Here is a 26,628-nt window from a genome sequence, read left to right on the forward strand (position 1 = left end):
CTTCAAGATATTCGGGGAGGCCGAAACCACTTATCGACCGATGCAGGACGCGCTCAATTCTAGCCGTGGAACGGCTCCGAGTCGCTGGACGAAGTTAACCAACGAATGCCCGACAAATCTGTTCACTGTTGGTTAAGCTGGGGATGGGATTGTCTGATGACGAACGTCGACGGCTCACGGCGTGCATCAGTCGACAGAGACCTCTATTCTTCTTGTTCCTGGGACGTGTCCATGTTAGCCAATCGGCGTTCGAGTTCGTCGATCCGGTCAGTGACGGATGATGGCTGTTCGAGGGAACCTTCGGCGTCTAGGGCCTGCTGGTACAGTTTAGCGGCGCGTTCCAGCTCTTCGACTGTTGGCTTGTCAGCTTCATCCTGCCAGTAGCTATCCGCGAGTTTCTTGTACGCCCAGGGATCTTCGGGATAGTCCCGAATGAGCGTCTCGAACTCGTTTCTGCTTTCGTCCAGTCGTCCTAGCTCTGTCAGCGAGTCAGCGATGAAGTGGCGGAAATCAAGGAGTAGCTCGTCAGGTGCATCCGGAAACTGGGTACAGACCTCCCGACAGAATTCGAGGCGTCGCTCGTGATAGGTCGGATCGTCCGCTGCCAGTGTGGCAAGGTCGTTGTCGACCGACCGCAGGAATGGTTCGAGCGAGAGCACATTCGGGAGGTGATCGTCAGCGGCCTCGAGTGTCGTGATGTCGTCCGGCGTGACGGCGATAATGGTCTCCCAGGCAGTCAGCCACCGCTGGCAAGCTTCGGCGTCGTCCCCCTGCTCCCGGAGTTCTCGCCCTTCCTGTACCAGGTCGTAGATCTGCTCTTGATAGGGGAGATCGGGTGCCCACCGGCTCCAGAGGACTTCAGCTGCCATCCAGATGAAATCCCGATCGTACCCCGACGCGTCGACGTCATGGTCGTTTTCCCACTGGTCGGCGAGTGCCATCGCGGAGTCAACCTCGGCCGCACGGTCACGGAACGACTCCTCAGTCGTATCGATACCGTGCTCGGCAAGCTTGTCCCGAATTTCCTCCGTCGATAGTGCTTGTACGTCATGTAACTCCCACCGCTCACCCGCATTGCGGTCGGACCCCAGGGACATATGTACCGCTTCGTCTGTGTCTTGCTGCGCACCGGTGGTATCGTCGTCGCTTTCTTCGAGGTCGTGGTCGTCGATGTACTGGTCAACCCGCTTGGTGTCGATCCGCCCCAGTTCGTCGTACTCGTGGGCTTCATAGAGATGTTTGCGGATATCGGATTCGTCCGCGAAGGATTGCTCGCAGTACGGGCAGTCGGCCATTGGTCGAGTGTTCGAGGAGTCTGGTAAAAAAGAGCGGGGCAACTGTCCGATCGTGGCCATTACTGGGGTCGTTTCTCGTCGATGATCGCGGCTGTCTCGGTCGCTACGATCGGGTCACGTTCTTCGAGGAGTTTCTCGATCTCCCCTGGATCGTACACCTCCTTGACGATGCAGTAGTAGTGAGAGGGGGTTCCAAAATCGTAGACCATGCTGAGCCGGTCCCCCTTCCAGAGCGTTGCGCATTCGGCGATATCGGCAGTCGTCATATCGCTTGCCTTCCTGTATGAGAGATCGTCGACTTCAGCGAACTGGAGGTCTGGGATAACGTTGAGTGTTGAGTCGAGGTACTCGTCTTCGAGTCCGTACATGCGAAGATGGAGATCATCGAGCGTCGTGAACCGGCAGACAAGTGCGTCGAGTTCTGCCATCGTCGTCTTGGGTCGGACGATAATGTCGTACCATTCTTCGCGGGCCCGGCCCTTCTGCTTCCATCGCAAGCGATACCCGACTGTTCCGATGCGTTCGTCGACGTCATCGCATTCGTGCTGTTCTCCTCGCTCAGCGTGTTCTACTACCGCTGTCCAGCAATACGAACATACCTCTTCAGGCGCATCACCTTCGAATGCCGTCTTGTCGAAACCTTTCCAGTCGGCGTAGTCCCGAAGTGTGATGTACTCGCTTGCGGGTGAGCGTGTACTCCGGTCACACAGCTTTTCACCCCGTAAGTCCTGTCGAGGTGCGTACGGCGACTTGCCCGTTGAGTCTGCTTCGAGGTCGACAACGTGGTCGACAGTACCCACTTGGCTGACTTCGATTACGAATCGATCTGTGGTATCTGTGTCAGTCATGGTCTTCGGTATCCTGTTGTCCTTCAAACTCAACGAGAACTGCATCGGTGGTCGCCAGTAGTTCATCGAGGAATGCTGTGATGAGATCATCGGGGTTGCGAGGAAGGCCATCCGGTGGCTCTTCCCAGAGTTCGACTGTAAATTCCCGCGCTGCCGTTGCCTGTCCCTTACTGGCGATAACCATCAGAATCGCCTGCTGATAGATCACGATCGTCCGCTGGTCGTCGACGTCGAGATACTCGATTGCGGCTGTCTCGAGTGCTGTCGGGAGATTCACCGGCTCATCCACCGTACAATGCTGGACCGGCTCATTCTCATCCGTCATAGCCGATTTTACTACCCGTTCGTACAAGTATGCGCGTGGCTTCGGCGACAGCTCGTCCGCTTCGCTGTTGATGCGGGTATGCGTACCGACAGTATTGATGAGTTGTTCGGAGAGAGTGGATCGCTATCGGGGTGTACGCCAGTGTGACGAGCTTCTGTCGACAGCTCTGACCACCCTGAATCTGGGCGAACTGGGGATTTAAGCTCTCAGCAGCGAGAGTATAGATATGTCGTTCAGTGAGAACTGGCACACGCTCCTCGAAGCGGCCGAGGAGCGTTCTCCGGAGGCCACTCTCATTACACCGCTTTCACACACCCAGTTTCGTATTACCGACACACAGGAATACCGCGTCATCATCGAAATTCTGGACTCGGATGATTCTCAGCCGCTCCAGCGCGACCAGTTCGAAACGCTCTATCGCCGAGTCCAGGATGCGGGCGGCGGCTTTGAGCTTGACCGGCTTCCCCCGGATGCCGAACCCTATGCTGCCGTGCTAACGCTTCATCCGCAATTCGAGATCGACGAAGACGCTGGGATCCTCGTTGAAACGGATGCCCCGACTGCCACCCAGGTGATTGGTGAGGCCCCTACCGAGACTGACGATAGAACTGAGCCGGATGTCGGCGTCTATGCTGATGCACTCCTGTTGATCGATGAATTAGAACGCCACGATCCGACCAGCATGGACACCCTGGATACGGAGACACTCATCGATCTTTACACGCTACTCTCGGACGTGCAACGTGGCGCGAACGACCTTCGGAAAGACATCGCCGATACCCTCCTTGATCGAGTCCATCACGACCAGCCAGTTCATGCCCAGTACGGCTCCGTCCAACGAACTTCGCGCCGGTCGAAGTCACTGAAGGACGACACAGAGGTCCTCGCTGCGTTGGAGGACGCCGGTATCGATCGGGATCGTGTCCTCGGCGTCGACCCGGACAAGGTCGAAGACGCACTTGACGTGACTGATCTCCACGAGCAGGACGTCTACGATATCGAAGAGCGGGCGTACGTCAGGAAAGCCGACGTCAACGAGGACGTGAAAGAGACGCGATTGCAGGGATTGAACGACCGACTCGCGGCCACTGAAAGCGAGGAGGCAGATGTCCTCCGCAGCGAGATCGAAGACTTGGAAGACCGAATCGACGAACTCACGAGCTTTCGGACAGGTTCCGAGGTACAATGAGTACAATGAGATCGCTCTCGGGTGACTCTCGCAGCAGCTCTGGCGAAGAGGTCTTCCTGGGGTGACCGCGAGTCCGATCAGTCCAGACGGTCGAGCGAGCCATAGAGTTCCTCGTTCTGAATGTGGGTACAGAACTGTGCGCAGAGCCGACAGCAGTCCGCGGCATCGGTGAACGTCCGGACACTGGCGTCCCAGCGCGCGTGGACGGCGCCAAGCATCGCACTTCGAACCGATGGTTCGGTCGCGACCATAACCCGTCGCGCACGCGTTTGTGGCGTTGCATCGGCCGCCGGCCCCTGCATTCCAGCTGTCGACAGAATATCCTCGAGGACGCTCCCGATCTCGATCCCGACACCGAGGTTGTCGCCGACCTGTGGAGCGATGAAGATCGTTGCATTACTCGCCGTCGCAAAGGCGATACTCTGTGTGGCGGCATCCATCTCGTCGAGCGGAATCCCGACGTCGATTGCGAGAAAAGCATTAAATCCGCGGTCGCGGAGGCAGTCCCGCGTTTCCTGCAGGAGCCGCAAGACCTCGTCTTCGGCGTACTCGCCGCTGGTCTCGTCCCACGTCGCAAACGATGGGGCATCGGTTTCGACATCGGCGTCCGCCGGCAGCAGCGCGTCGACGTCGAATGTCCGATATGGGCCCATCAGATAGACGAGAAACTGTTCCCGCCGGACTGGAGCGAGCGCATCTGAATCACCGGCGGCACAGGGGAGATTATCGATAATCCGTTGCCGCATTCGACTCGTCGATTCGGAACGGCAGTATATAAATATCGGTGTTCTCAGAAATATTCTAGTCGAGAACGACTAAGTACGTGGCGTCCCAACGTAGGACCCGAGGCACCCCCAAATGTCCGAAACCGATCGCCAGCCAACAGAGGAGGTTCGTCAGCCGGACCCGCCGCTTCCCGAAGAGAGCGGGCTGACGCTTGAGGAGTACCTCGCGATGCAACAGGCGATCGGCCACCCGACGCGGTTCCGGATCCTCCGCACGCTCGTCGCCAACGAGGAACTGAGTGCTGCCGATCTCAAGGCCGCGGTCGATGTCGAATCCCACAATTTCCACTATCATCTCGACGAACTGGTCGATGTCGGGCTTGTCGACAAGCGCCAGCGACGGACCGCTGACAGCCAGGGCTTTTACACGTACTATCGGCCGACGGCAATGGGGCGGGGGATTCTTGAGCACGGTGTCGAAGAGCTGATGCGCCGTGAACGGGAGTTCAACGACGCTTATTCGTAGGCTGTCATAGGATTCTCTGTCCCGATCGGTGATCCAGTTACCCTCTCGAATTCTTTTTGAGACCACAGTATTTCACGGCGTTAACCAACATGTTGGTTAATTTCTTTCGACGCGATGCTTGTAGATCCCGTGTGGCTGTACGAAAAGACCGCATTTTTCACGGTTCAATAGTGGCAGAACGGTGTCTTCACAAGCGGTCCGAGGCGGATGCACGGGGCTTGCCCCCGAGGTGGTGGACTAACAACCGACAGTACAGGAGGTCACTGTCTCATGCCGCTTCCGTGGAGTTAAGTTCTCTACTAGCCAGGTATAGACTATCGAATGGTCGAAATTCCGGACTCGCTTCGCTCTGTTTTCAGCGCGACTGTTCACGAGCGGGACGGGACATACGTTCTCGAGGTTCCGTCCGGAGAACTCAGCTATGACGCTGTCTCTCTCGGAGAAACGTATCGGATCGCTGTCTTCGACGCACCCACGTCGGAGCAGGATGAGCACGAGTCCGCGTCCGCAGATCGTGCCCAGTCTGACCGTCAGCGTGAATCTCCTGAGCCGCCTGTTGAGGAGGGTGAAGTACGCGAGGTGACAATCGAAACTGTCGGTGACCAAGGTGACGGGATCGCGAAAGTCGACCGCGGCTACGTCGTGATCGTACCCGATACCCAACCTGGCCAGCAGCCGACCGTGGAGATCGAGCAGGTGCAACAGAACGTCGCGTTCGCCAGTGTGGTTGCGTCTGATTCTCGTTCGCTCTGATTACGTACCTCTGGCCATGTATCGGTCCGAAGAAGGGATTGAGTCGTATCAGAGAAAAAACTCGGTCTGTGAGCCAGCGAGTTAGTGTTCAGTCGTCTTTGAATTCGTCAAGGACGTACTCTTCTAGTTCAGGATGATCGAGTCCAGCGCGTAACAAGCCCTCCATGAAGTGCTTGTGTTTCTCGACTTGAGCCTCATCGTTCAGTGTCCGCTGAGCATTGAACTTCTCGAAGCGATTCTGCACAGTCTCTTTCAAGTCGGGAGTTACGTACAGCGGGAACGGGGAGCGAGACCGGACGGTGCCTTCTTCCGTCTCTGACTCTGTCCCGTTCCCATTTTCGTCATCCTCAGAAGACTCATCTGTAGATTGCGTAATTTGCGTAGATTCCGTATTGTCTGGGGACGATGCTTCGCTGGCATCACTATCCGAGGCAGATTCTGTTTCAACTTCATTGCTGAGCTCCTCTGTGTCTCGCTCTTCATCCGCTGCGTCACCCTTGGTCCCCTTGATTCGATCCCCGAGCATCTGTCCAAGGGCGTCGTCGTCCTCTTCAGGCATAGTGTCCCTCCACGTGGTCGGCGAGGCGGTCGTAGATCTCCCGCACTTCCTCGGCCTTCTGATTACGGTGGCGGTTCGATGGCTCGAATTCGTATACTGAATGCCCTTGGTTGAACGCCCCTTCGATTGCGACAGTCTCTGGGACGATGAAGACGTTCTCTTCGCCGAGGTTATCCAAAAACCAGTCGAGGCGGTCATCGCTGATTTTGTTTCTCGTCACTGCGTTCACGACTGCGCCGACGATGCCGATATCGCGCTGGAATTCTCGTTCGAGCTGGGTAATCTCTTGGGTGAGGAGATTCATTGAGAAGGTCGCGATCGAATCCGCTCGTGAGACAAAGAGAACGTTTTCTGCCGCGAGAAGTGCTCCGTCGGCGAGTGGTCCAAGATTCGGTGGCGAATCGATTAGCATGTAATCGTAATCGCTTTCGACCTCATCAAGGATCATATCGAGTCGTTCGAGCGACCGGTTTGCCGACCAGAGTTCACGTTCGAGCTTGAAATTACTCCCGTGAGCAGGAAGGACATCGAACTCCTCGTGTGACTGTATAATATCGTTAACCTCACTAAACCGCTCGAAATCGAGCATGAGGTCGTACAACGAGACGGCGTCACCGCTCACGTAATAATCTCGGAAACCGAGTGTGATTGTAGCGAACCCCTGTGGATCAGCGTCGACGAGCAGGACGTCGTTCTCATCCGCGAGCGCTTCTGCGTACGCGAGTGCCCCACAGACATTGATTGTGGTGGTTGATTTCCCAACGCCCCCCTTCTGCATCGCAACTGTGAGCCTATTCGCCATCTCGATCACCGTTGATTGATGTGCTAGCTCGTGGGGTACACATAGTCCGTGTATTCCGTGATTTACGTATATTCCGTATTGTGTGGTGGCTCTGCAAATTGCGTAAATCACGAGTTGTACGCAATTGACGAGAGTCACGAGAATCACGACCATCGCGAATTAGACGTAATTTGCGCACATTACGATCACGGCCTCTGAATTGAATAGGTCTTTCTTGCGAGACTAACGGGCTCTCCCATCGTTTTCCGCTCCACATCAGTGGTGGCATGTCTCGTAATTCACGGAGATTACACATAAATCTGTGTCAGACGTCTATTTCGTAGATTTCGTAAATTACGGATTAGCCGTAATCTGCAGTTGTTGAACGACCACCCTGACTTGAACAGCGAGACTCAGTGCAAAAGCTGGGTGGGACAGACGAGATCGTCTCACAGCATTCTCTAAGTTCCAAACCGGTATGATTAGTCCTCCCGCCGTCCGTCGAAAATCGGGGTAAATGAGTTGACCACAGCTGATATCCTTTGGCCCGAAGCGACGCCAGGAAAATGATATAGCGGTATATGATTTATACTTGCCGATATACGCTCCACAGCTCTCAAATCCGTCGAATTTGGCGGTATTAGGAATATTACATTTGGTTCTGATTACACTGGTAATCACGACCACTTTGAAGTATCCCGCCGCCGTCGGGGAAGCACGAAACGTGGAACCGCACGAAGAGAGCCTTGAACCCGGGGAAAAGCCGGCGAACACCGCCATCCTCCAGTCCGTGTCGAGGACCCTGTCGATAAGACCTAATAGCTTCTAATACAAACCAATACTCAAGATGCCCATCTCAAAAGACGAGTTCCGCTCTATCGACGAGGACGGGCCGTCGCTTCCCGATCTCGCGCCGGACACCACACAGGGTGCAGTCTATCGCTTCCTCCTCGAGCACGCCGACCAGGCGTTCCGCCAGCGGGAGATCGTCGACGCCGTCGACGTGCCCGAGGGGAGCGTCGGCCCAACGCTGAAGCGCCTCGAAGAACACGGCCTCGTCGAACACCGTGACCGGTTCTGGACGATCGCCGACGCCGAGCACGCGGTCGCGTCGGCAGGGATTCACGGCGCCGCCACAGCCGACGACATCGACGGCGGATTCTCTGACGACGATGTCGAGGCCTGGATGGAGACCGCAGTCGACCCCATCGACTCAACAACTGACCAGGCAGACGAGGAGTCGTGATCCCGGATGGCTGACCGCGGAACTGTCGTCTGGGCTCCTGATCCGTTCAAAACGGATGGTGGGAATCCCCGGCCGTGGCTGGTTGTTTCCGGCGAGCGGATGCCTTATCCCGACGAGGAGTCGATCGCCGTCGCGTTCACGACGCAGTCCCACCACGCCGGCAGCTTCGCCGTGCCGAGCGAAGCGTGGGTTCGCGGGGAACCGGACCAGCAGAGCTACGTCCTCCCCTGGACTGTCGCCACACTGAAAGACGACCTCCACGTCGTCGGCCGGCAGGGCTCGGTCACCGACGAGTTCACCGACCAGGTTACGACGGCCACGATCTCCTACTTGGACAATTCGGAGGGTTCTGACTCCGCATGATCGACGACACCACCGGACAGGAACCTGGAGCACGGCCGTTGCGGAGTTCCTTCGACCGCTATCTCCAAGACAAGGGCAAGGGGCGCGGCGGCGAGGGTGGAAACTACCGCCGGAACGCCGCCCGCGAGCTCGATCGGTTCGCTGAGTGGGCCGCCGGCGAACGCGGCGACGAGGATTGGACCGGGATCACTCCCGAGGACGTCGACCGCGATCCAATTTTCGCCGACCTCAACGAGCGAGTTTTCCGCGAGTACGCTCGGCACCTTTCTGGTGACCGGGGGCTCAAGCAGAACACGGTCCAGACCTACTACGCATACATCTCGGCGTGGTGTGGCTGGTGCGTCAACGAGGGGTATCTCGAAGCACACTACGCCCAGCGGGCGAGCGCGACCGCGCCGCTCCCCGACGACGACGGACGGAAGCCTGGTGACCAGCAGGCCTGGACGCCCGAGCAGCGACACGCCCTCACCCGACACGTCGACGAGCAGGCGCGTGAAGCCATCGAGGCATACACCACCCTTCCCGGTGACGTGGATTCTCTCGACAAGCAACGAGCCCGATACGTGGCGCTGAAGGCGGCTCGCGACCGGGCGCTCGTGGTCGTCCTCGCGTACACAGCTGTCCGTGTGGGAGAACTCCTCCGTGATTCTGACGACCCGCGACGCCGTGGCGTCCGGTGGGAAGACATCTCTCTTGAAGACGGAAGCATGGACGTCTATCGCAAGAAGCAGCAGTGGGACGCTGCGTCCCTTCCTGATCCCGTTATCTCCCCGCTGCGGAGCTACCAGAAACTGATGGACCCGCCAACGGACCGGTGGCCCGTGTTCCCGACGTTCGACCAACGGAGCTTGGCGAACGTAGTTCGAGAGGAATTGACTGATCGGGGCGAACACGCCGAGGCTATACAGGAACGGCGAGACGCCTACACGAGGGATTTGCTATTGGCGCTTGAAGAGGATATCCGCCCGGCATCGATTACCACCGATGGCGCTCGTTCGATTCTTCGGCGGCTCACGGATACAGCTGGTATAGAGATCGCTCATCCGAAGCACGAGTATCTCGCTCCACACGGCGGGCGTCGCGGGATGGGCGAGGTCCTCGTTCGGGCCTTCGGGTACACAGTCGCCGCCCGGTATCTAGACAACTCCGAGGAGATGGTTCGGGAACGGTATTCCCACATCGAAGCCGGGGAACTCGGCGACGTAGCGACCGAGGCCCTCGACGAGATAGATCCAGTTTCAGGAATTGGCGACGACAGTTAGCTCTCCCGTCCTGATCGACGATATCCCTCGTAGAGGGCCGGCAGTCCCAGCGGGAGTGCTAAGGCCCCGAATCCGATAAGTACGTACTTGCTTTGCTGTTTTCGCTGGATAGTGAGGAGCGTGGCTACGACGCCGAGAAGCGCGATTGCGTAGGCTGCGTTGCTCCAGATGACCTCGTAGGTCGAACAGTACAGCCAGCAAACGAACGTGTAGGCGGGGGCATTCCAGGTCGGTGGGTGAAGCTTCGGCCAGAAAAACCGACAGTACGTGGTCCAAGCCAGCATTGCGACAGTCGGCAACCCTACGAGCCACACCGCTGGTCCCCGATTTGAGTCACCGTATCGCTTGTATCCCGCTAGGAACAGGGCCGGAAAGCAGAAAACCCACAGCCAGATTCCAACCGTGTAGGTGATGGGCCAGTGTTCGATTCTCGGTTGCGTGAGTGGGAGTTGCAGCGACTGGGGAAGCGTCGCCCACGGGAATGACGGGTCGGGAACGGGATTCGTGAACAGGGCGACGAGACAGAGAACCGTCCCGAGTACCAGTCCATAGAGCCCAGCCGTCGTGTATTGCTGTATCCGAGCCGGGAGTGACGGTGGTGTTTCTCCGACGGTGTCCATAGATGGATTTCGAGTTAGGAATCTTGTTCGAGTGCCTCTTTCCGCTGTTCGTACTCTTCGTCCGTGAGATCGCCACGAGCGTAGGTGAGTCGGAGTTCCTCGAGGGCTTGATCGGTCTCGCTATTCGAGGTGGCCACCGCGCGATAGATGAGGTACCCTGCGCCGACGATGGCAGCGATGAACAGAAGCTGCATCAGTAATCCGACGAGGACCATCCATCCGGGGACTGTTCCGTCACCCCACATATGACCACCCCACATTCCACCCATCATCGGGCCGAACCCCATCATCCCGAATCCCATGAAGAGGACGGGGAGAATGAGGAGGGCCCCGAGGACGACGAGGACGATGGTGACGAGCTGGTTGTCGGTTGAAGTAGTTGGCATGATTATCTCCTGAGAGTGTTCTCGGTTGAATATAGGGTTTCCTACTTGATGCTCGTTTCTCTTTATAAACCAAGGCTCAGAGGTGCTGATACTTTTGAGATATTGGATCTATTCTACGGATTCCCACCGAAGGAGAGGGTCAACAGCGACCGGTCGACGGCGCTGATACATCGAAGGAACTCTCTAAGCGGAGCAGGCCGAGTGCCTCGGGGCTTGACCCTGAGGGTGAAGGCCGTAAGCTCAGGTGGGTGTTCCACTTTCACTGTGGATGGCTGGCATTCAAGATAATCGCATTACTCCACTAGTACTGGAGCGAATGATCGACGCACAGGCTCTCGTCAAGACGCTCGACTTCCAACTCGACATCCAGAGTGATAACGAGGGCCTGCTGTCCGACGCCACACTTGAAGCACGGTGGGCGTACAACGAAACCATCCGACTTGCCAAAGAAGGTGTGGACTGGGACGCTATTCCCGACAGGGTAGCCGACGACGCTGACCTCGTGAAGAACACTACTCAGCGTGTCGTTGCGAAGGCACTCGGTGCGATGGAGAACTACTACGAATACGACGACTTCGGCCAGCCGAGCCACACCAAGGGCGGAACGTACCCGCTTCGTGCGAACTACGAGGAGGGGTACAACCTGTCGCTCACCGACAACGGCGACGTGGCGTTCCGAATCAGCGCGAAGCCGTACAAGCACGTCACGGGCGTTCTCGAAGGCGACGACGCCCACCTCGACGTTCTCAAAACCGCACTCGAAAGCGACAAGTGGAAGATTGGGACGGCGGAAGCCCTGTTCCACAACGACAACCCCGAATTGCACGTCAATGTCACCAACACCAAGCAGACCGTTCGAGACAAGCAGGACTCACGAACGGTCGTCGGCGTGGACGTGAATGAAGACAACGTGGCTCTCACCGCGCTCTCCGAGGATGGCATTGAGGACTCGTTGGTTATCGACTTCCCCGAAATCAAGTTCGAGCGTCATCGCTCCTTCACGATGCGGAAGCGCGTGCAGAGCGCGGGGAAGTCGAGTATGCACGACACGTTGGAAGGACGTGAGGAACGGTTCGTCCGCGACAGGCTCCACAAGGTGAGTCGTCACATCGTGGAGTGGAGCCGTCAGTTCGAGAAACCGTGCATCGTCTTTGAAGACCTCAAAGAGATGCGCGACAGTATTGACTACGGTACGCGGATGAACCGACGTTTGCACCACCTCCCGTTCCGCGCCCTTCAGTTCTATACCTCGTACAAGGCGTCGTTCGAGGGGATTCCGACTGGCTGGATTGACCCGTACAAGACGAGTCAACGGTGTTCGCTGTGCGGGCACGCCCAGCGTGCGAATCGGAACAAGAAGCGGTTCAAGTGTCGGTCGTGCGGGCATCAAGACCACAGCGACCGTGGTGCAAGCGTCAATATCGCCGTGAAAGGTATCGAGAAGCATCAGGACTGGAATGTGCCTGCTCTCAACAGCCTTCCCCAAGTGCGGAAGGTGCGACGGCGGGCATCGGGGGCCGTGGACGCCCCGACCGTGACCCACGACGCCGTTCGAGGCTATCAGACCGATGGTATCGTGGGAGTGTCCGATTAAACCACGGGAAGCCTCGGGGCTTGACCCCGAGGCGGTTCACGACCGTCGCAACACCTGATATGGACGAGACGTGTACGTACTGTGGGTCGCGTATTTTCGATCACGACCCTATCTGTGTTCGCGACTGTGACGACGACTGTGGCTCGCCCGAGTACTTCTGCAATTATGCCTGTCTCTCGACGTATATCGACGAGAACGATCTGACGACAGGGAATGCGTGTGCGTGGTCACCCGACGGCGGTGATTGCTGTTAATCAGGCTTCTTGCCGTGCTCTCGGTCGGCGCAGGGGTGAGTCCCCTCAGCAGCAGGCGGCGGTATCAGTCGACTACTGTATGTCGGCGGCCCACAGCCGTCAGACCCTCCACACGCACAGGCCCTGCCAGCCATCAGTTCTCTTGATTCTGTACCAATCGTTCACGGCGTCGCTGGAACTCCACTTCGTCGATTTCGCCGCGAGCGTATCGACGTTTGAGGGTTTCCATCGCGGAATCGTCACTTTCGGCGGGTGCATCACCTCGTCCGAGTGCCCAGTAGAGGAGTCCGCCTACTAAGCCGAGCATCCCGAGTGCTCCGCCGACGAACGGCAGCCCGCCGAACCAGCCACCGTTTCGGCCATTTACCATTCCAGGACCAGACCCCATCCCATGACCCATCATTCCGCCATCGGAGCTCCCATCACCGCCGGTGTTGGTTCCATACTCTATCGCGCCCTGTTCGACGATCGCGTCACTCTCGGGCACATCACCGTTCGGAATCGGACTCGTTTCGGCTGGCCCGCCGGGGCTCCCGACGACAATGCGACCGACCATCCCGACGGATTTGTGCGGGATGCAGTAGTAGTCGTACGTGCCCGGTTCCTCGAACGTGTACTCGAAGGCTCCTGACGAGATGGTTCCACTGTCGAATGCGCTGGCGTCGGCCGGAATCCGGTTCTCGTAAGCGGTCGCCGAGTGGGCTCCGGCCGCTAGCTCGAAGCGAACGGTCGTGCCGGGGTCGACGTGGAGCCCGATCGGGTCGAAGTAGTTGTTCCCCATCCTGACGACGGGTGTCTCCTGTGCAGCGACTGGCCGGGTGAGTCCCGCAGTCGCGACTGTGCCGGCCCCGAGCGCGCCCAGAAACTGGCGTCTACTGTAGTTTGTCATTGTAGCTGTTTGGCTTCTGTTATCCGAGGATGATGCTGGCGAGCCGGTTCGCGAGGCCGGGTGATTGCTTGCCGGCGCTCTCGATGGCTGCCTCCAGTTCGTCCCGGTCGACGATGCCGATGAACTCGGCAGTTCTCTCCCCGTTCGCATACACAAGCGTCGTGGGGGTTTTTCGGACACCGTACTCCTCGGCTGTCTCCAGATCGGTCTGGATGTCGACCTCGCGGAATTCGACATCCGGATACGCATCTTCGATGCCCTCGTTTTTCTCGCGCTGCGTTGCGCATGCTCCACAGGTCTCCTGCGTGAACAGGATTACTTCCGTCATAGTAGCTAGTATGGTCTTGTGCCTTTAGCACATTTCTATTTACATCCGAAAGCTGTGAGGGCCACAGATTTCGGATTCCAAGGGGGCGGACGTGAGTAACGCCGGAGGTTGGTGATCGGACCGTCACTCCGAGCGTTCGAGCCTGTCCCGGCGCGCCTCAAACTCTTCCTCGGTGAGATCTCCGCGGGCGTATGCCATACGCAGCTCCTCCATTGCAGGATTTCGCGACGACTGCGATGCCGTCACGCGACGGAAGACGAGGTATCCTCCACCGAGCAGGAGGAGGAGGAAGATCAGCTGGATGAGCATCCCGACGAGTGGCCACCAGCCGCTGGTCGTCCCGTATCCACCCATCATTCCACCGTATCCCATCATCCCGCCGAATCCCATCCCCATCGTGAGCATGGGGAGGAAGATGATCGCCCCGAGGATGAGGAGGACGATGGTTGTGGTGTCGAGTTGGTTTGATGATGCCATGGCTCAAATCTCGGCCGATGATTCGAGTTCGTCCGCGACACTGGCAAGAACGCGTTCGAACCGGTCGTGGACCTCGGTCGCGATCGAGTCGAGCGCCTCGTTGTCGGCGATGCCGACGAGCTGTTGCGGGTCGATGGCGCTCACCGTGATGTCGCCGTCGTCCGTCTCGTAGACGATGACGTTACACGGGAGAAGCGCGCCGAGTTCGATCTCCTCGTTCAGGCCCTCGTGTGCGAGTCCCGGGTTGCACGCGCCGAGGATGCGGTACTGTCGGAACTCCTCGCCGAGTTTTTCCTCGAACGTCGCCCGGACGTCGATGTCACACAGGACGCCGAATCCTTCGTCTTTGAGCGCGTCGATCGTTGTCTCAACTACGTGGTCGAAGTCAGCGGACACGGACATTTGTATTGTATAGTCCATACAATATTGTATACGGAGGGTTGACTTAAGGATGTGGTTCCGGGAGCAGTCGTCACGGGTGGAGTCTCCAGTGTTGGAACTGGGACCGAATGGCTCATTTGGACCGTTCCAGCTGTTCACGCCGCCGCTCGAATTCATCATCAGAGAGTTCGCCACGGGCGTAGCGGGCTTTAAGGACTGATAGCGGTCGCTCATCATTCCCATCGGTTTCTCGGTTGAGAAGCGCAAAGACGAGGTAGAGCGGAACGGCGATGAGGAGCCCCATCCAGAGGAGTCCCCAGAGCCCCATTGCTCCGCCGAAGAGGCCCCAGCCGCCGCCCATCATGCCGCCGCCGTAGCTCACACTACCGTGGGCAGCAGCCGTTTCAGTCGCCGCGACCAGCAGCGGGACTGCGAGGATCCCGAGTCGACGAGCAGTGCGTCCGATGTGAGTGGTGAGTTGCGTCATTATCTTGCGTTGGTGAATCGCGGTGTTCAGTTGGAGCGATCGAAACGGTCAGGACCGTCAGCAGTGGCCCTGCCCGTACATCCCGCGGTCGTGGTCGTCGTCAGCCCCGCCGTGGTATTTCTCGTCAGCCATGTCCTGGGCCATCTCGTCGACGGTCACACCCATGTACGACTCCATCCACTCGACAGCGCCCGGACCCATGTGTTCGCTCATCTGCGTTTCCATCCAAGTGGCCCATTCATCTGCGGTGGCATTGTCAGTGGGCGGGTCGTCTGCAGTCGTGTCGGTACCGTGTGCGCTGACCACGGGCGCGGCGAACGCGAGTCCGACGATCGCGAGTGCCACGAGCAGCCAGCCGCCGAGTTTGAAGTTGGTCATTGTCCTTCTCCTCGGTTACTCGTAGGACCGCCCAGGAGTTATCCCGATGGGTGTGAACTCGGGAAGGAGAACGTTCGAGAACGTGTATAGAGCGCTCTAACCGTTTCTCAGAGACACGACCGTTCACGAATGCCGAATTCGGCGGCGTCGAGTGAAGCGCCTCAACGGGGCCGCTGTAGACGTGCGCCTGTCCCCTCACGGACGAGTTCCCAGCGATACGAGGATCTCACGACCCATGCGGGAGAGTCCCCATACGAGGAGGACAAGGAAGCCGAGCGCGATAACGTGCGCTCGGAGGCGAGGGGTGAAAGACGTGTGGACGACCACAACGCCGAGCCCGGGGACGCGTTCGGTGAAGTGAGCGCTTCCGAGGAGCGTCTCGACGACGCCCATCACCACCAGCCCAAGGAGGACGAGACCGAGACCGGTGGCGAGCGCTGCGTCGTCGAGCCAGCCGTAGTCCGAGTGTGGTGGTGACGTGTCCATCATTTCCTCAGCCGAGTAGGTACCGCAGCCACGGTCTGTTTCGCACGAGATCGGTCGTCTCCAGATATGAGTCGACACCCCAGACACGCCCGGCACCGAAGACGATGATCGTCACGAACAGGACGAGCCCCATCAACTCGCCGTTGACGAGCCCGCGGCGCCAGTGTTCGGACCCGAAATAAAAGAAGAAGAGCATGAACGCGCCGAAAAACGCGGCCGTTCGAGTCAGAAGACCGAGAATCAGCCCGAGACCGATCAACACCTCGCCGGCCGGGACGACGAGTTCAACGGCCGCTTCCGTCGCGCCGCCTGCGAACGCGTTGAGAACGGGCGAAACCACCGTGCCCGTCTTTTCCAGAAACCAGCCGGCCCGGAACCGGCCCGGGGCGACGTACTTGTTCAACCCTTCGTGGAGGAACCACCACCCCACGAGCAACCGGAGAAAGACGAGCCAGTAGCCCGTCAGCGTCCCCGAGAGCTCGAGTGTATACTCTCGACCGAGAATAGTCGTCTGAAGCTGTTGTCTCATGGATGAGCGGGTCGTCAACCGGCGAGGCGTGTCGCGCCGCGAATTGGTGGGTGGTTCCGCTCCGAACCTCGGTGTGTTTCGCTTTGGCTACGTTTCGGTGTGCGTTTCCTCTTCGTGATCGTGACCGTCGTCAGTGTGAGTCTCTTCTTCGGTGTGCGTTTCCTCTTCGTGCCCGTGCCCGTCCTCGGTGTGGGCCTCTTCCTCCTCGTGGCCCTCACCCATGATCTCCCGAACCATGGTGTTGAGTTCCTCGAGTTTCCCATGCACTTCCTCGGGTTTGTTCTCCGGCATCGCCTGGAGCGCCCGCTGGTCTTCGAGGTGGGGCTTCCCGACGATGACGGTGGCCATCATTCCGAACTGCTCGTGGGGTTTACAGAGGTAGTGGTAGACGCCCTCGGTCTCGAAGGTGTGTTCGAACGTTTCGCCTTCCTCTGACAGCGTTCCGCTGTCCCAGGCCTCCGTCCCCTCGGGAACGAGTCGCGGTTGGTCGTTGCCAGGGTGGTACGCGGTCGCGGTGTGCGTGCCGCTCTCGAGTCGCCACGTGACCGTTCCGCCGGGCTCGACCCAGGTGACGTGAGGGTCGAAGTGATACTCGGTCGAACCCTCGGTTCGCGCCGTGTTCACCGCCACCTCGCGGGATGCCTTGGGTTCGCTCACCGTGTCGTGACCGTGGGCCTCTTCTCCGTGGCCGGGGTGATCGTCTCCGCCGGATTCTCCGTCCTCCGTGGAGGCGTCCCCTGTTGGCTGTCCGCCCGAGCCACTCGATGCGCCAGTACAGCCGGCCAGTCCAGTAACAGCTAAACCGGCGGTTCCTTCGAGCAGTCGCCGTCGAGTGAGTCGTTGATGGTTCATAGCACCGGTCACCTTACAGTTCGAGATAGGAGGACTGGGGACATAGGGGGGCTTCCTGTTTTGCACGCGACGCAAAACTGTTCCTCATTTAAGCATCTCCGAGTAAGTACCTCGTATTGCGAGGAATAGCCGTGTCCACTGACGACCACTCCGACGAGCTTCTGGAACTGCTCGGTCAAGAGCGCGTCCGGCAGATTCTAGCCGCGACGAGCCGCGACCCCAGATCGGCAAAAGAGCTCAGCGAGGAGTGTGACGTCGCCCTTTCGACCATCTATCGCCGAGTCGAGGACATGGTCGCCAGCGACCTGCTCGTCGAGCGGACACGGATCGAAGCAGACGGAAGCCATCATAGCGTCTACGAGGCGAACGTCGATCACCTCGACGTCGATATCGAGGACGGAACCATCGACGTCAGCGTTCACGTTCGTGAGGACGCCGCCGAGCGGTTCTCACGCATCTGGAGCGACATCCGGGAGAGTTGAACAAACCATGCACATCGAACTCGTCATCGCGAAGCTCATCACGGTTGGCCTGGGACTGCTGATAACGTACCAGGCGTACAAGGGGTATCGAACGTACGGCAGCGAGCCGATGCTCTACGTCGCCATCGGTTTCCTGTTCATCAGTATCGGGTCCGTCATAGAGGGCGTCCTGTTCGACGTCGCCGGGCTATCGATCTTCTTAGCGGGGACCATCCAGACAGCCATCGTCGCCGTCGGGATGCTCGTCATTCTCTACTCGCTGTACGGTCAAATCCCACAGCAAACGAAGGGGGAAGACGGCCTATGACCACTCACTGGGACCTCGCGTTAGTCAGTGTTCGTGTTCTCTTGCTTCTGATGGGTCTCGCGACGACAGTGATCAGCTTCCGTGCCTACCGTCGAGACAGAACCCGATACCTCCGTGACGCGACGATTGGGTTCGGGTTGATAACGCTCGGTGTGCTCATCGAGGGGTTCCTCTATCAGTTCACTGGATTGACGCTCACGCAAGTCCATATCGCTGAATCCGTGGCTCTCGTTCTCGGACTCGGCGTGCTTCTCCGCTCGTTTCTCGATTAGCCCGGCAGTCAGCGATCGATGTACCGCTTAGTTCATCCCCCGTCACTCACGAAGATGATGTTTCCGGCGACGATTCGGTGAGCTCCGCGGCTTCGACGACCGAAATGCCTGTTGACCACTCGTCAGAACCCCAGTCAAGACGGATAGTTGCTTCTTCGTTCTTCCCCACAATCTCGGTCGAGGCAGAAATCTCACGACGTGCCCCGGTGTCAAGTGTTGCAGTCACCGTATTCGATCCCGAGACGAAGTTCCCTTTGAGACTGGCACCGAAAGTCCCACGCCCGTCACCGGTATTCGCGAGATCGAACTGAATGGTCGCCGTTTTCTTTTCTCCAGCCTGAATCTCGGATAGAGAGGCAGATATATTTGAAAGCTCGAACACGGGTGGGTTGTTCAGACGACTGATTGTCGATTCTGAGAGAGGACGGAGCTCTGATTGCTTGAACACGATTCGTCCCCGTTCGAATGTCTCGGTTTTCGGGACAGCAAACGCGAGATCGACAGTATCGTGTTTCCAGGGGACTGGCTGTCGTTCGGCTAACTGGAGAGGTTCCTCGTCGAGCGTCAGCGTCAGTCGGTTTCGGACTGTGTCTAGCGATTTCGGCGTTGTTAACCGAACGATTACGTACTGCGTGTGTGCTCGGCGATAGACGTGAGGATGAGTACCCGCGAGTGGATAGAGCACGAAATCGGCGACGTCTATGGCCCCGACGCTCGGTTCGTCGTTATCATTCGACTCGGTGTTCGTCGTACCAGTCGTTGGTGACCGTCCTGACGAATTCGTCGATAAATCTGACGACCCGGGCTGGGATAGACAGCCTGCTATTCCGATGAGTGCGATGGGACTCGCTCTCAATATACGGCGGCGGGAGAGCTTTGTGGAGGGCATACTCCTCGTTTTTTGTCATAGGGTATAGGCCTCGTGGTGAGGACAAGGTACGTTGGTGTCGCTCATTTTGAGTGTAGCATCCACGACCACGGTTCCAAACAGTTCACGTAGTCTCTCCCGATCGTTAGTGCGCCTGGTTCTGCTGCAAATCGTCACTCGGATAGATCCGATAAGTTCGTCCTTGGCGCTCGCGGTACAACAGCCCACGTTTCTCGAGGGCACTCACTGTCTGGCTCACCTTGCTCTTCGAGAAGTCTGACCGATCCCGTAATTCGATCTGCGTGATGCCGGGTGAGGAAAGGATCGGTTCGAGGATGCGGCGTTCATCATCCGGCAAGAGGTCCAACACGCGAGCCTTCGGTTGTGACTCTGGATTGATATTCTCCTCTGATTGAGCGGCCTCTGCTATCGATTCGACACTCTCCGAATCGGTCGGGTCCACCACCTCCTCTTGTAGGCGGTCGTTTGCGTCTGAGCTCGTGAGGTCGTCCCGGATCACGAGATACCCTCCACCGAGGACAGCCGAGACGAGGAGGGTTCCGAGGACGTACCAGAGGGGATTCGTTCCGTGAACCGCCCCCATCGACGTGCCCATCATCGAGCCCATCTGATCGAATGCCTGCTGCCGCTGGTACGCTTGCCAGCTGAGTGCCCCGCCGACGATGAGGACGGCAGCGACGAGGAGCCCGACCACTATATCGGCTCGCCGCTGGTTCATTCATGCCACCCTGAGCTGACGTTATACTTGTTCATGCCTGAGTGTTGGCGAGACATCGGTGTACCAATTGTGATTGACCAAAGCAATACTCGGGTTGCTTGGGCGCGCTACTTGGTCTCCAGAGGCGGCATTCAGTGATGTTCATGACCCTGAGAGCTACTTTCCCCTGAAACCCGAGGGTGCTGGTGGGCAAACTCGGAGGGGTACTTTTCGAACGATTGTTTGCACCGACTCGAGCAGAAGTAGTATGTTTCACCGTCGTGGGTAAGACTCGGACCGCTGTCGTCGGTGCGCATTCCACAAACCGGGTCGCGGTACTGACCAGGTGCACCGAGTCCACGCCGGTAGACGTAGATGAGGAATCCGGAAAGTGCGAACGCGATGATGTTGAGGTAGAAGGTGTAGTTGAGTTCGAAGTACGTCTGCTCGGACGCCGTCTGCCCGCCGGCCAAATCCGGGACGATGCCGAGGACGTTGAACAATTCCTCCATAAGGAAGCCCGTAAAGGCCATCGTCACGAAGAAGATGCCGAGGATGTACAGCATCACCTTCCAGCCGTAGTACTTTCGGTAGACGTTCAGTACGGGAATCGTGATGAGGTCGGCGTAGACGAACGCGATGACGCCGGCGAAGCTGATGCCGCCGCCCCACAGCGCGACGGCAAACGGCACGTTCCCCATACTGCCGACGAAGCTGATGATAGCGATTGCCACGCCCATAATCGCGTTCTCGGCGCTCACGAGTAGCCCGTCGCCTCGGAGAAAGAGCGTGTTCCACACCCACTGCGGGACGAACACGATAACGAATCCCGAGATTAGAAAGCCCGCGATGACGTCTTTCCATATCATCGACCACTCCTTGCGGTACTGGTTGGCGACCTTGTACCAGCCGCCCCACGAACGAAGTTCGTCGCGCCACCCGCCGCTACTAGCAGCCTCCTGTTGATAGGTTTCCATACACCCCTCCGAACAGAACGTCAACCTCTCGCCGCCGTCGGTCGTGATCGAGTACTCGTCTTTGCCTTCCATCCCACACGTCGGATCTTCGCTGATGCCGTGTTCCTGATCGTGCTGGTTCAGTTCCTGTCGAACCTCATCAAAGAGATTCTCCGGGAGGGTCAGATTGACAAGGAGTGCCATGACGGCGATGAGGATGACGCCGCCGAGGAGTTCTGCGACCAGAAATTCCCAGCCAAGGAGGATGAGGATCATCAGCCCGAGTTCGACGATGAGATTCGTCGATGCAAACATGAACGCGAGGAAGTTCACCGTATGCGCTCCCTTCTTGAACAGCCCCTTGCCGATGGCGACCGCGCCGAAGCTACATCCACTACTTGCGGCTCCGAACACTGTTGCCTTCGTGAGACCACTCAGATTCCCCTCTCCGAGCACCTGAGCCATCCGCTCTTTGGAGACGTAGACCTGGACGAGGCTCGTAATCACCAGGCCCATAATGATAGCCCAGGCCGCTGTCCAGAGGAATCCGACGCCGATCCGTAGCGACTCGAGAATTCCGTCGACGAGGGCGGCTTGCATACGTAGACCTACACAGTCATCTGTTTTGTCGATTGTTCTTAGGCAAACGAAGTAGCGGACGGGATATCTCTCACATTCAAAGGTATCCAGTATCATCAGCTGCGGCAAACTGTTTGAGGACTGCGTTCGCGCTCAACAGTTGCCGTGTGTTACTGATTCGGGGCGGTAGGTGTTGCTTGTTCTTTCGATCGAATGGTATCGCAGAAGTGAGCGCTGTACCGCCATTTCACTCTCCGTTCTTCCCGTGCAAAGGTGACGGAATTGCTCATCCTTTCGAATTGTAAGAGAAACCTGAATGAAGGAGTCGACCGTATCTCCAGTTATGAGTACTACTACCACAAATCATGACGCGTACGAAACGGACTCCACTAATAGGAGAATGCAGCTTGACGCGCTGGCCCTCGCCGGAGCTGCATCTGTACTCTCCGCCGGCGTGATGCTCCTCCTCGGTGTCTTCGGAGTGATCGGCGTCTACGAGGGTGCGGTTGAGGCGATGCAACAGTGGCACCTGTTCTTCGAGCCGACCCTCGTTGGGACAGTTGCGGGCACGATCGAAGCTGTGGTGATTAGCTTCGTCTTCGTGTATGCCTTCGCCTGGCTGTACAACGTATTTGTCCGATAGAACAAGGGGTCAATCTATAGTCGATATCACAGTAGCGATCCGATGACCACAAAGAGGTAGTATATACCGACGTAGCTGATGGAGATTGTACTACCGATACCAATGCCGCCAACGAGTATGTTCTGTCTCACCCAGTAGTAGCTGGACGCGAACATGACCGCCTCTGCGACGACGATGAAGAGGGGTGCGTGTCCGATCCAGCCCAGCGGGGCCGTCAGATACGTCCAGCCCCCGCCCTGACTCGCGAGGGATTCATAGCCACTCTCTGCGAGGAACGCGAATATCGCTGGTCCGAGATACGCCGCTGCTGTCCCGTACTCGTCGGCCAAACGAAGGGCGACGTATCCCATGAATACGATGAGGAGCGCCCACGCGAACGGCATATACACCGGCGAACGTAGCAAGAATGGGTAACCCGACGGATAGACGAGTGTCCCGGCGATGGTGACGAGAAAGTAGTCCCCGAGCAGTTCAAGGAATCCACCGATCGTGCCGATCGCGAGAAGGTGCTTTCCCGTCGTATCGTACCGAGCGTAGACGACACCGACCCCGTAAGAGGCGAATGCATACACGTACGAAAGGGCCGTCGACTGGACGAAGAGGAAGTTGTGATAGTACGCGACGACGGTGACGAACATCCAGCTGCCGACGAAGACGTCGGTTGTCGTAAGTCGAGCGTGGATCCTGGTCAGGAGTGACGTGTTGCGGGACATCTCAGCTCCCAGTGCGTCTGCTGTGTTCTGTGTTGGTTCTGAACCCCGGTTACGGGACCGTCGTCGTGTTGGCTTCTCGTCCGTCAGGGCAGGGATGGCGCGTCACAGGTGAGTGGGTGGTGATATGGCAGTGACTATCGGTGGCGCCCGAGCAGTTTGTAGTCGTGATCGGGGGTGTACCGTCGGAATAGCAGGCTGTTCGACAGCACCGACACGCTGGAGAACGCCATCGCGCCGGCCGCGAGCACCGGTTGGAGCAGCCCGAGCGACGCGAGCGGAATCATCGCCGTGTTGTAGCCCAGCGCCCAGACGAGATTCTGCTTGATTTTCTGGAGCGTCGCGTCCGAGATGCGGATGGCTTTCACCACGTCGAGCGGGTCGTCGCGCATCAACGTCACGTCCGCAGCTTCGATGGCCACGTCGGTCCCCGAGCCGATGGCCGTCCCGACGTAGGCGACGGCGAGGGCGGGGGCGTCGTTGACGCCGTCTCCGACCATCATCGCTTTCCGGCCTTCGCCCTGAATCGATTCGACGGCGTCGGACTTGTCCTCGGGGAGGACCTCTGCGCGGACGTTCTCCGGGTCGATGCCGACCTGCTCGGCGACGGCACGGGCGGTACGCTCGTTGTCGCCGGTGATCATCATCACGTCGACGCCGCGCTCTTGCAACTGGCCCACGGCGTCTTTCGCACTCCCCTTGATCGTATCGGCGTCGGCGACGACGCCTACGAGTTCGCCCTCATAGGCGACCAGCATCGCCGTCTTGCCCTCGTTTTCGAGGCGCTCCATCGTCTCCTGCGCGGGCGAGGGGTCGATCCCGTTGTCGCGAAGGAGTTTCCGGTTGCCGACCAGCACCTCGCTGTCGCCCACCGTCGCTTCGATACCGTGGCCAGGGACGTTCTCGAAACTATCGGGCTCAGTCACGTCGATGCCCCGGTCTTTCGCCCCATCGACAATGGCACGGGCGAGCGGATGTTCGCTCCCACTCTCGGCGATGGCCGCGAGCCGAAGCACGTCCTCATCGCTGAGCCGGACACGGGCAGTCAGTTGGCCTGCATCGGCAGCTGGCTCTCCGCCGTCTGCGACAGGCTTGCCGTCGTTATCGAAGACGACGACGTCAGTCAGTTCCATCTCGCCTTTCGTGAGCGTGCCCGTCTTGTCGAAGACGACGGTATCGACGTCCTTCGCGCGTTCGAGGATGTCACCGCCCTTGAACAGGACGCCGTTCTGGGCACCGATTGTCGTCCCGACCATCGTGGCTGCAGGCGTCGCCAGTCCCAGCGCACAGGGACACGCGATGAGAACAGCCGATGCGAACACGATGATCGCGAACTCGAAGACTGAGACGCCGCCACCAGCGACCGCGGGGCCCCCCGCGACGAGGCCCCACAGCGGGAGCCAGTCGACGAATCCGGCCAATGCCTCGGGGAAGAGGAACCAGACGATACCCCAGATAACGGCGTTCGCGATGACTGCGGGCACGAAGTAGGCCGAGATCCGGTCAGCGAGGTTCTGGATGTCGGGCTGGCGCGACTGCGCTTCCTTAACCGTCTGAACGATCTGCTGGAGGGCCGTGTCCTTCCCGACCTTCGTCGCCTCCACGACGAGGACGCCGTTTTCGTTGATAGTGGAGCCGACCACCTCGTCGCCCTCGCTTTTCTCGACGGGGACGGACTCGCCGGTGACCATCGACTCGTCGACCGCCGACTGACCGTCGACGACGACGCCGTCGGTCGGGATCTGTTCGCCCGGACGGACCTTCATCCGGTCGCCGACCTCAACGTCTTCGAGAGGAATCTCTTCTTCGTTACCCTCTTCGTCGACGACGGTTGCCGTCTCGGCCTCCATCTCCAGCAACTTCCGGAGTGCTTCCCCGGCTTGGCCCTTCGAGCGGGCTTCGAGGTAGTTCCCGAGCGTGATGAATACGAGGATGAGCGCCGCCGTATCGAAGTACAGGCCGCCGGCAATAACATCGAGCAAGACCGCTAGGGAGTAGACGTACGCGGTGGTCGAGCCCAGCGCAATCAGCACGTCCATATTGGCGCGCCCGTTCTTGACGAGCGCCTTGTAGGAGTTCTTGTAGAACGGCCAGCCGAGGACCAGCTGGACGGGCGTCGCCAGCAGGAACTCTGCCCAGCCGAACTCGATCCCGAGAATAGTCTCCGGGAGGACGCCACCGCCGAGGAGGAACTTCTCAGCGAGGAAGAACAGCATCGGGGCCGCGAGCGCCGCACCGAACAGTGTCAGACGGAGTTGCCGCCGGATTTCCTCCTGCCGGGCTGCCTCTCTCGCATCACCTCCTGAACCCTCCGCGGAGTCAGCGTCCTCGCGGACGGGTGAGTAGCCAGCCTCCTCGATGGCGTCGTAGAAGTCCGTGAGGTTCGCCTCGGCTGGGTTGTACGTGACCTGTGCCTCATCGGTCGCGAAGTTCACGTCGGCGCTGATAACACCTGGCGTCCGCTCGAGTGTGCTTTGGACTGTCTCCGAACAGTTCGCACATGACATGTCCGTGATGCCGATGCTCACCGCGTCCGTGACCGCCGAGTAGCCGGCGTCCTCGATGGTATCGAAGATCCGTGCGAGCGACGTTTCGTCCGGATCGTACTCGACACTCCCCTCGTCAGTCGCGAAATTGATGTTCGCGTCGGAGACGCCATCGAGGGACTTGACGGCGTCGGTGATGGTTTGCGAGCAGTTCGCGCAACTCATTCCCTGGATGTTGATTTGGCTTCGGCGCTGACTCATTACGTACTCATACGGTCCCCTTGTTCAATCGATTTGCCCTTTCGTATGTTCGGGAATTGAGGCTGTGAAATTTCGAATCCAAACCAGACTAGCAGACCTCCCTGATCAATCGGCTCCTTGCTGAAGTTGCTCGTATTTCTCCTCGAATCGGGATTCACACGATGGACAACAGAACTGGTACAGCTCCCCGTCGATACGGGTTGCTGTCCCCTCAGTATCGACCGTATTCCCGCACTGAGCACAGGAGAGGGCGAACTCCGTCCCGCCGAGGTCGGGCGACCAATCAGCGCCTGCCAGGAGCGTCACTCCGAAATCTGCGATCGTTCCGTCTTCGAGTGTGTCGTCGAGCCAACTCGCAACGTCATTGTCCGGCACTCGCGCATAGACGACCAGATCGGCTTCAGCGGTTGTGAATACGTGTTCGACCGCTCCCTCATTGAGCAAGATCTCTCTGAGTGATGGGACTCCCGGCCCATCTGATGTGACCTCCAGCGTCAGTAACACGGGAATGCCCTTCCGGAGCTGCGAGCGGTCGACATCGAGCGTGAACCGGTTGATAATTCCCATCTCCTGCAGTCTCGCCACCCGATCCGAGACGGCCGGTGCCGAGAGACCAACGGCGTCCGCGATGTCATTGTACGGTCGACGGGCGTTCGACAGTAGGAGCTGGAGGATTTCGAGATCGGTTTCGTCAAGGTCGCGCATATTGAGCCAATGGCAACGAATTACTAAAGCATCTCGGTGGCACTTGTTTTGTTTCCAAACTTTGGATTGGTCAATACCCTCTCGTTTGAAGGGAAAATCCGCATAAGA

The 26,628-nt window shown here is 58.6% G+C and carries 35 protein-coding genes; 12 read left to right on the top strand and 23 right to left on the bottom strand.

The window, feature by feature from the left end:
• Window positions 1-203: 203 nt before the first annotated feature.
• From ACV7GQ_RS18510 to ACV7GQ_RS18520, 3 genes are read right to left on the bottom strand one after another with little or no spacing between them, the layout of a single operon-like run.
• Window positions 204-1,295, bottom strand: a complete 1,092-nt coding sequence (locus tag ACV7GQ_RS18510; RefSeq protein ID WP_470313219.1) for a tetratricopeptide repeat protein — start codon at window positions 1,293-1,295, stop codon at window positions 204-206.
• 59 nt (window positions 1,296-1,354) lie between these two features.
• Window positions 1,355-2,143: a hypothetical protein gene (locus tag ACV7GQ_RS18515; protein WP_470313351.1), complete on the bottom strand. Its 789-nt coding sequence runs from the start codon at window positions 2,141-2,143 to the stop codon at window positions 1,355-1,357.
• The gene (locus tag ACV7GQ_RS18520; RefSeq protein WP_470313220.1) at window positions 2,136-2,468 is read right to left on the bottom strand and encodes a hypothetical protein; all 333 of its coding nucleotides are present in this window, start codon (window positions 2,466-2,468) and stop codon (window positions 2,136-2,138) included. The genes ACV7GQ_RS18515 and ACV7GQ_RS18520 overlap by 8 nt, the downstream gene beginning before the upstream one ends.
• A gap of 226 nt (window positions 2,469-2,694) precedes the next feature.
• On the opposite strand from ACV7GQ_RS18520, the gene ACV7GQ_RS18525 reads away from it, so the two are divergent.
• Complete coding sequence (locus ACV7GQ_RS18525) at window positions 2,695-3,657, top strand: DUF7983 family protein (protein ID WP_470313221.1); 963 nt, start codon at window positions 2,695-2,697, stop codon at window positions 3,655-3,657.
• Window positions 3,658-3,734: 77 nt separating this feature from the next.
• Here the strand turns inward: ACV7GQ_RS18525 and ACV7GQ_RS18530 are convergent, their stop codons facing one another.
• Window positions 3,735-4,403 carry a DUF7509 family protein gene (locus ACV7GQ_RS18530; protein ID WP_470313222.1) on the bottom strand — a complete coding sequence of 223 codons (669 nt, stop codon included), beginning with the start codon at window positions 4,401-4,403 and terminating at the stop codon, window positions 3,735-3,737.
• Between the two features lie 112 nt (window positions 4,404-4,515).
• Between ACV7GQ_RS18530 and ACV7GQ_RS18535 the strand changes: the two genes are divergently transcribed.
• Window positions 4,516-4,908, top strand: coding sequence for a winged helix-turn-helix domain-containing protein (locus ACV7GQ_RS18535; protein WP_049934367.1), 393 nt, complete (start codon window positions 4,516-4,518; stop codon window positions 4,906-4,908).
• A 321-nt stretch (window positions 4,909-5,229) separates the two neighbouring features.
• Window positions 5,230-5,661: a TRAM domain-containing protein gene (locus tag ACV7GQ_RS18540; RefSeq protein ID WP_222609040.1), complete on the top strand. Its 432-nt coding sequence runs from the start codon at window positions 5,230-5,232 to the stop codon at window positions 5,659-5,661.
• 88 nt (window positions 5,662-5,749) lie between these two features.
• Here the strand turns inward: ACV7GQ_RS18540 and ACV7GQ_RS18545 are convergent, their stop codons facing one another.
• Window positions 5,750-6,220: a hypothetical protein gene (locus ACV7GQ_RS18545; protein ID WP_470313223.1), complete on the bottom strand. Its 471-nt coding sequence runs from the start codon at window positions 6,218-6,220 to the stop codon at window positions 5,750-5,752.
• Window positions 6,213-7,022, bottom strand: coding sequence for a ParA family protein (locus ACV7GQ_RS18550; RefSeq protein ID WP_225935452.1), 810 nt, complete (start codon window positions 7,020-7,022; stop codon window positions 6,213-6,215). Before ACV7GQ_RS18550 ends, ACV7GQ_RS18545 begins: the two co-directional genes overlap by 8 nt.
• Before the next feature lie 826 nt (window positions 7,023-7,848).
• Here ACV7GQ_RS18550 and ACV7GQ_RS18555 point away from each other — a divergent pair.
• Genes ACV7GQ_RS18555 through ACV7GQ_RS18565 form a run of 3 tightly spaced genes read left to right on the top strand, consistent with a single transcriptional unit; the run spans window position 7,849 to window position 9,872 of the window.
• Window positions 7,849-8,247: a helix-turn-helix domain-containing protein gene (locus ACV7GQ_RS18555; RefSeq protein ID WP_255153128.1), complete on the top strand. Its 399-nt coding sequence runs from the start codon at window positions 7,849-7,851 to the stop codon at window positions 8,245-8,247.
• A 6-nt stretch (window positions 8,248-8,253) separates the two neighbouring features.
• On the top strand, window positions 8,254-8,610 hold the full coding sequence (locus tag ACV7GQ_RS18560; protein ID WP_255153130.1) for a type II toxin-antitoxin system PemK/MazF family toxin: 357 nt from the start codon (window positions 8,254-8,256) through the stop codon (window positions 8,608-8,610).
• Window positions 8,607-9,872: a tyrosine-type recombinase/integrase gene (locus ACV7GQ_RS18565; protein WP_255153131.1), complete on the top strand. Its 1,266-nt coding sequence runs from the start codon at window positions 8,607-8,609 to the stop codon at window positions 9,870-9,872. Before ACV7GQ_RS18560 ends, ACV7GQ_RS18565 begins: the two co-directional genes overlap by 4 nt.
• Here the strand turns inward: ACV7GQ_RS18565 and ACV7GQ_RS18570 are convergent.
• Together ACV7GQ_RS18570 and ACV7GQ_RS18575 are read right to left on the bottom strand one after the other, a co-directional pair.
• Window positions 9,869-10,492, bottom strand: coding sequence for a hypothetical protein (locus tag ACV7GQ_RS18570; RefSeq protein ID WP_255153133.1), 624 nt, complete (start codon window positions 10,490-10,492; stop codon window positions 9,869-9,871). The genes ACV7GQ_RS18565 and ACV7GQ_RS18570 overlap by 4 nt on opposite strands.
• Before the next feature lie 14 nt (window positions 10,493-10,506).
• Complete coding sequence (locus ACV7GQ_RS18575) at window positions 10,507-10,878, bottom strand: SHOCT domain-containing protein (RefSeq protein ID WP_255153134.1); 372 nt, start codon at window positions 10,876-10,878, stop codon at window positions 10,507-10,509.
• A 316-nt stretch (window positions 10,879-11,194) separates the two neighbouring features.
• Between ACV7GQ_RS18575 and ACV7GQ_RS18580 the strand changes: the two genes are divergently transcribed.
• Together ACV7GQ_RS18580 and ACV7GQ_RS18585 are read left to right on the top strand one after the other, a co-directional pair.
• Entirely contained in the window at window positions 11,195-12,472 is a 1,278-nt protein-coding gene (locus ACV7GQ_RS18580; RefSeq protein WP_255153136.1) for an RNA-guided endonuclease InsQ/TnpB family protein, read from the top strand.
• A gap of 59 nt (window positions 12,473-12,531) precedes the next feature.
• Entirely contained in the window at window positions 12,532-12,726 is a 195-nt protein-coding gene (locus tag ACV7GQ_RS18585) for a hypothetical protein (protein ID WP_255153137.1), read from the top strand.
• 133 nt (window positions 12,727-12,859) lie between these two features.
• Here the strand turns inward: ACV7GQ_RS18585 and ACV7GQ_RS18590 are convergent, their stop codons facing one another.
• The 9 genes from ACV7GQ_RS18590 to ACV7GQ_RS18630 form a co-directional block, all read right to left on the bottom strand.
• A complete protein-coding gene (locus ACV7GQ_RS18590; RefSeq protein ID WP_470313224.1) occupies window positions 12,860-13,615 on the bottom strand; it encodes a plastocyanin/azurin family copper-binding protein in 756 nt (251 codons plus the stop codon).
• Window positions 13,616-13,634: 19 nt separating this feature from the next.
• Window positions 13,635-13,943, bottom strand: a complete 309-nt coding sequence (locus ACV7GQ_RS18595) for a thioredoxin family protein (protein WP_255153140.1) — start codon at window positions 13,941-13,943, stop codon at window positions 13,635-13,637.
• 123 nt (window positions 13,944-14,066) lie between these two features.
• Window positions 14,067-14,420 carry an SHOCT domain-containing protein gene (locus tag ACV7GQ_RS18600; RefSeq protein ID WP_255153142.1) on the bottom strand — a complete coding sequence of 118 codons (354 nt, stop codon included), beginning with the start codon at window positions 14,418-14,420 and terminating at the stop codon, window positions 14,067-14,069.
• 3 nt (window positions 14,421-14,423) lie between these two features.
• Window positions 14,424-14,840, bottom strand: a complete 417-nt coding sequence (locus ACV7GQ_RS18605) for a DUF302 domain-containing protein (protein ID WP_255153145.1) — start codon at window positions 14,838-14,840, stop codon at window positions 14,424-14,426.
• 94 nt (window positions 14,841-14,934) lie between these two features.
• Window positions 14,935-15,288 (bottom strand): SHOCT domain-containing protein, encoded by a 354-nt coding sequence (locus tag ACV7GQ_RS18610; protein WP_255153147.1) that lies wholly within the window; start codon window positions 15,286-15,288, stop codon window positions 14,935-14,937.
• A 57-nt stretch (window positions 15,289-15,345) separates the two neighbouring features.
• On the bottom strand, window positions 15,346-15,666 hold the full coding sequence (locus tag ACV7GQ_RS18615) for a hypothetical protein (RefSeq protein WP_255153149.1): 321 nt from the start codon (window positions 15,664-15,666) through the stop codon (window positions 15,346-15,348).
• 195 nt (window positions 15,667-15,861) lie between these two features.
• Entirely contained in the window at window positions 15,862-16,152 is a 291-nt protein-coding gene (locus tag ACV7GQ_RS18620) for a hypothetical protein (protein ID WP_470313225.1), read from the bottom strand.
• A 7-nt stretch (window positions 16,153-16,159) separates the two neighbouring features.
• Window positions 16,160-16,699, bottom strand: a complete 540-nt coding sequence (locus ACV7GQ_RS18625; protein WP_470313226.1) for a DoxX family membrane protein — start codon at window positions 16,697-16,699, stop codon at window positions 16,160-16,162.
• 69 nt (window positions 16,700-16,768) lie between these two features.
• Entirely contained in the window at window positions 16,769-17,338 is a 570-nt protein-coding gene (locus ACV7GQ_RS18630; RefSeq protein WP_350356188.1) for a plastocyanin/azurin family copper-binding protein, read from the bottom strand.
• A gap of 326 nt (window positions 17,339-17,664) precedes the next feature.
• Between ACV7GQ_RS18630 and ACV7GQ_RS18635 the strand changes: the two genes are divergently transcribed.
• Genes ACV7GQ_RS18635 through ACV7GQ_RS18645 form a run of 3 tightly spaced genes read left to right on the top strand, consistent with a single transcriptional unit; the run spans window position 17,665 to window position 18,594 of the window.
• Window positions 17,665-18,015, top strand: coding sequence for an ArsR/SmtB family transcription factor (locus ACV7GQ_RS18635; protein ID WP_255153155.1), 351 nt, complete (start codon window positions 17,665-17,667; stop codon window positions 18,013-18,015).
• Between the two features lie 7 nt (window positions 18,016-18,022).
• Window positions 18,023-18,322, top strand: coding sequence for a DUF7521 family protein (locus ACV7GQ_RS18640; protein WP_470313227.1), 300 nt, complete (start codon window positions 18,023-18,025; stop codon window positions 18,320-18,322).
• On the top strand, window positions 18,319-18,594 hold the full coding sequence (locus tag ACV7GQ_RS18645) for a DUF7521 family protein (RefSeq protein WP_434084217.1): 276 nt from the start codon (window positions 18,319-18,321) through the stop codon (window positions 18,592-18,594). Before ACV7GQ_RS18640 ends, ACV7GQ_RS18645 begins: the two co-directional genes overlap by 4 nt.
• Window positions 18,595-18,640: 46 nt before the next feature.
• On the opposite strand, the gene ACV7GQ_RS18650 is transcribed toward ACV7GQ_RS18645, so the two are convergent.
• From ACV7GQ_RS18650 to ACV7GQ_RS18660, 3 genes are all read right to left on the bottom strand, one after another.
• The gene (locus ACV7GQ_RS18650) at window positions 18,641-19,483 is read right to left on the bottom strand and encodes a hypothetical protein (RefSeq protein ID WP_255153161.1); all 843 of its coding nucleotides are present in this window, start codon (window positions 19,481-19,483) and stop codon (window positions 18,641-18,643) included.
• A 124-nt stretch (window positions 19,484-19,607) separates the two neighbouring features.
• Complete coding sequence (locus ACV7GQ_RS18655) at window positions 19,608-20,201, bottom strand: helix-turn-helix transcriptional regulator (protein ID WP_255153163.1); 594 nt, start codon at window positions 20,199-20,201, stop codon at window positions 19,608-19,610.
• A 131-nt stretch (window positions 20,202-20,332) separates the two neighbouring features.
• A complete protein-coding gene (locus ACV7GQ_RS18660; protein WP_255153165.1) occupies window positions 20,333-21,736 on the bottom strand; it encodes a permease in 1,404 nt (467 codons plus the stop codon).
• 295 nt (window positions 21,737-22,031) lie between these two features.
• Between ACV7GQ_RS18660 and ACV7GQ_RS18665 the strand changes: the two genes are divergently transcribed.
• Window positions 22,032-22,358 carry a hypothetical protein gene (locus ACV7GQ_RS18665; protein WP_255153166.1) on the top strand — a complete coding sequence of 109 codons (327 nt, stop codon included), beginning with the start codon at window positions 22,032-22,034 and terminating at the stop codon, window positions 22,356-22,358.
• Window positions 22,359-22,384: 26 nt separating this feature from the next.
• Here the strand turns inward: ACV7GQ_RS18665 and ACV7GQ_RS18670 are convergent, their stop codons facing one another.
• From ACV7GQ_RS18670 to ACV7GQ_RS18680, 3 genes are all read right to left on the bottom strand, one after another.
• On the bottom strand, window positions 22,385-23,071 hold the full coding sequence (locus ACV7GQ_RS18670; protein ID WP_255153167.1) for a DUF6989 domain-containing protein: 687 nt from the start codon (window positions 23,069-23,071) through the stop codon (window positions 22,385-22,387).
• Between the two features lie 134 nt (window positions 23,072-23,205).
• Window positions 23,206-25,815 carry a heavy metal translocating P-type ATPase gene (locus ACV7GQ_RS18675; RefSeq protein WP_470313228.1) on the bottom strand — a complete coding sequence of 870 codons (2,610 nt, stop codon included), beginning with the start codon at window positions 25,813-25,815 and terminating at the stop codon, window positions 23,206-23,208.
• Between the two features lie 105 nt (window positions 25,816-25,920).
• Window positions 25,921-26,520, bottom strand: a complete 600-nt coding sequence (locus tag ACV7GQ_RS18680) for a winged helix-turn-helix transcriptional regulator (protein WP_255153097.1) — start codon at window positions 26,518-26,520, stop codon at window positions 25,921-25,923.
• Window positions 26,521-26,628: the final 108 nt, after the last annotated feature.

It is taken from the genome of Haloarcula sp. MBLA0163, from assembly GCF_055632435.1.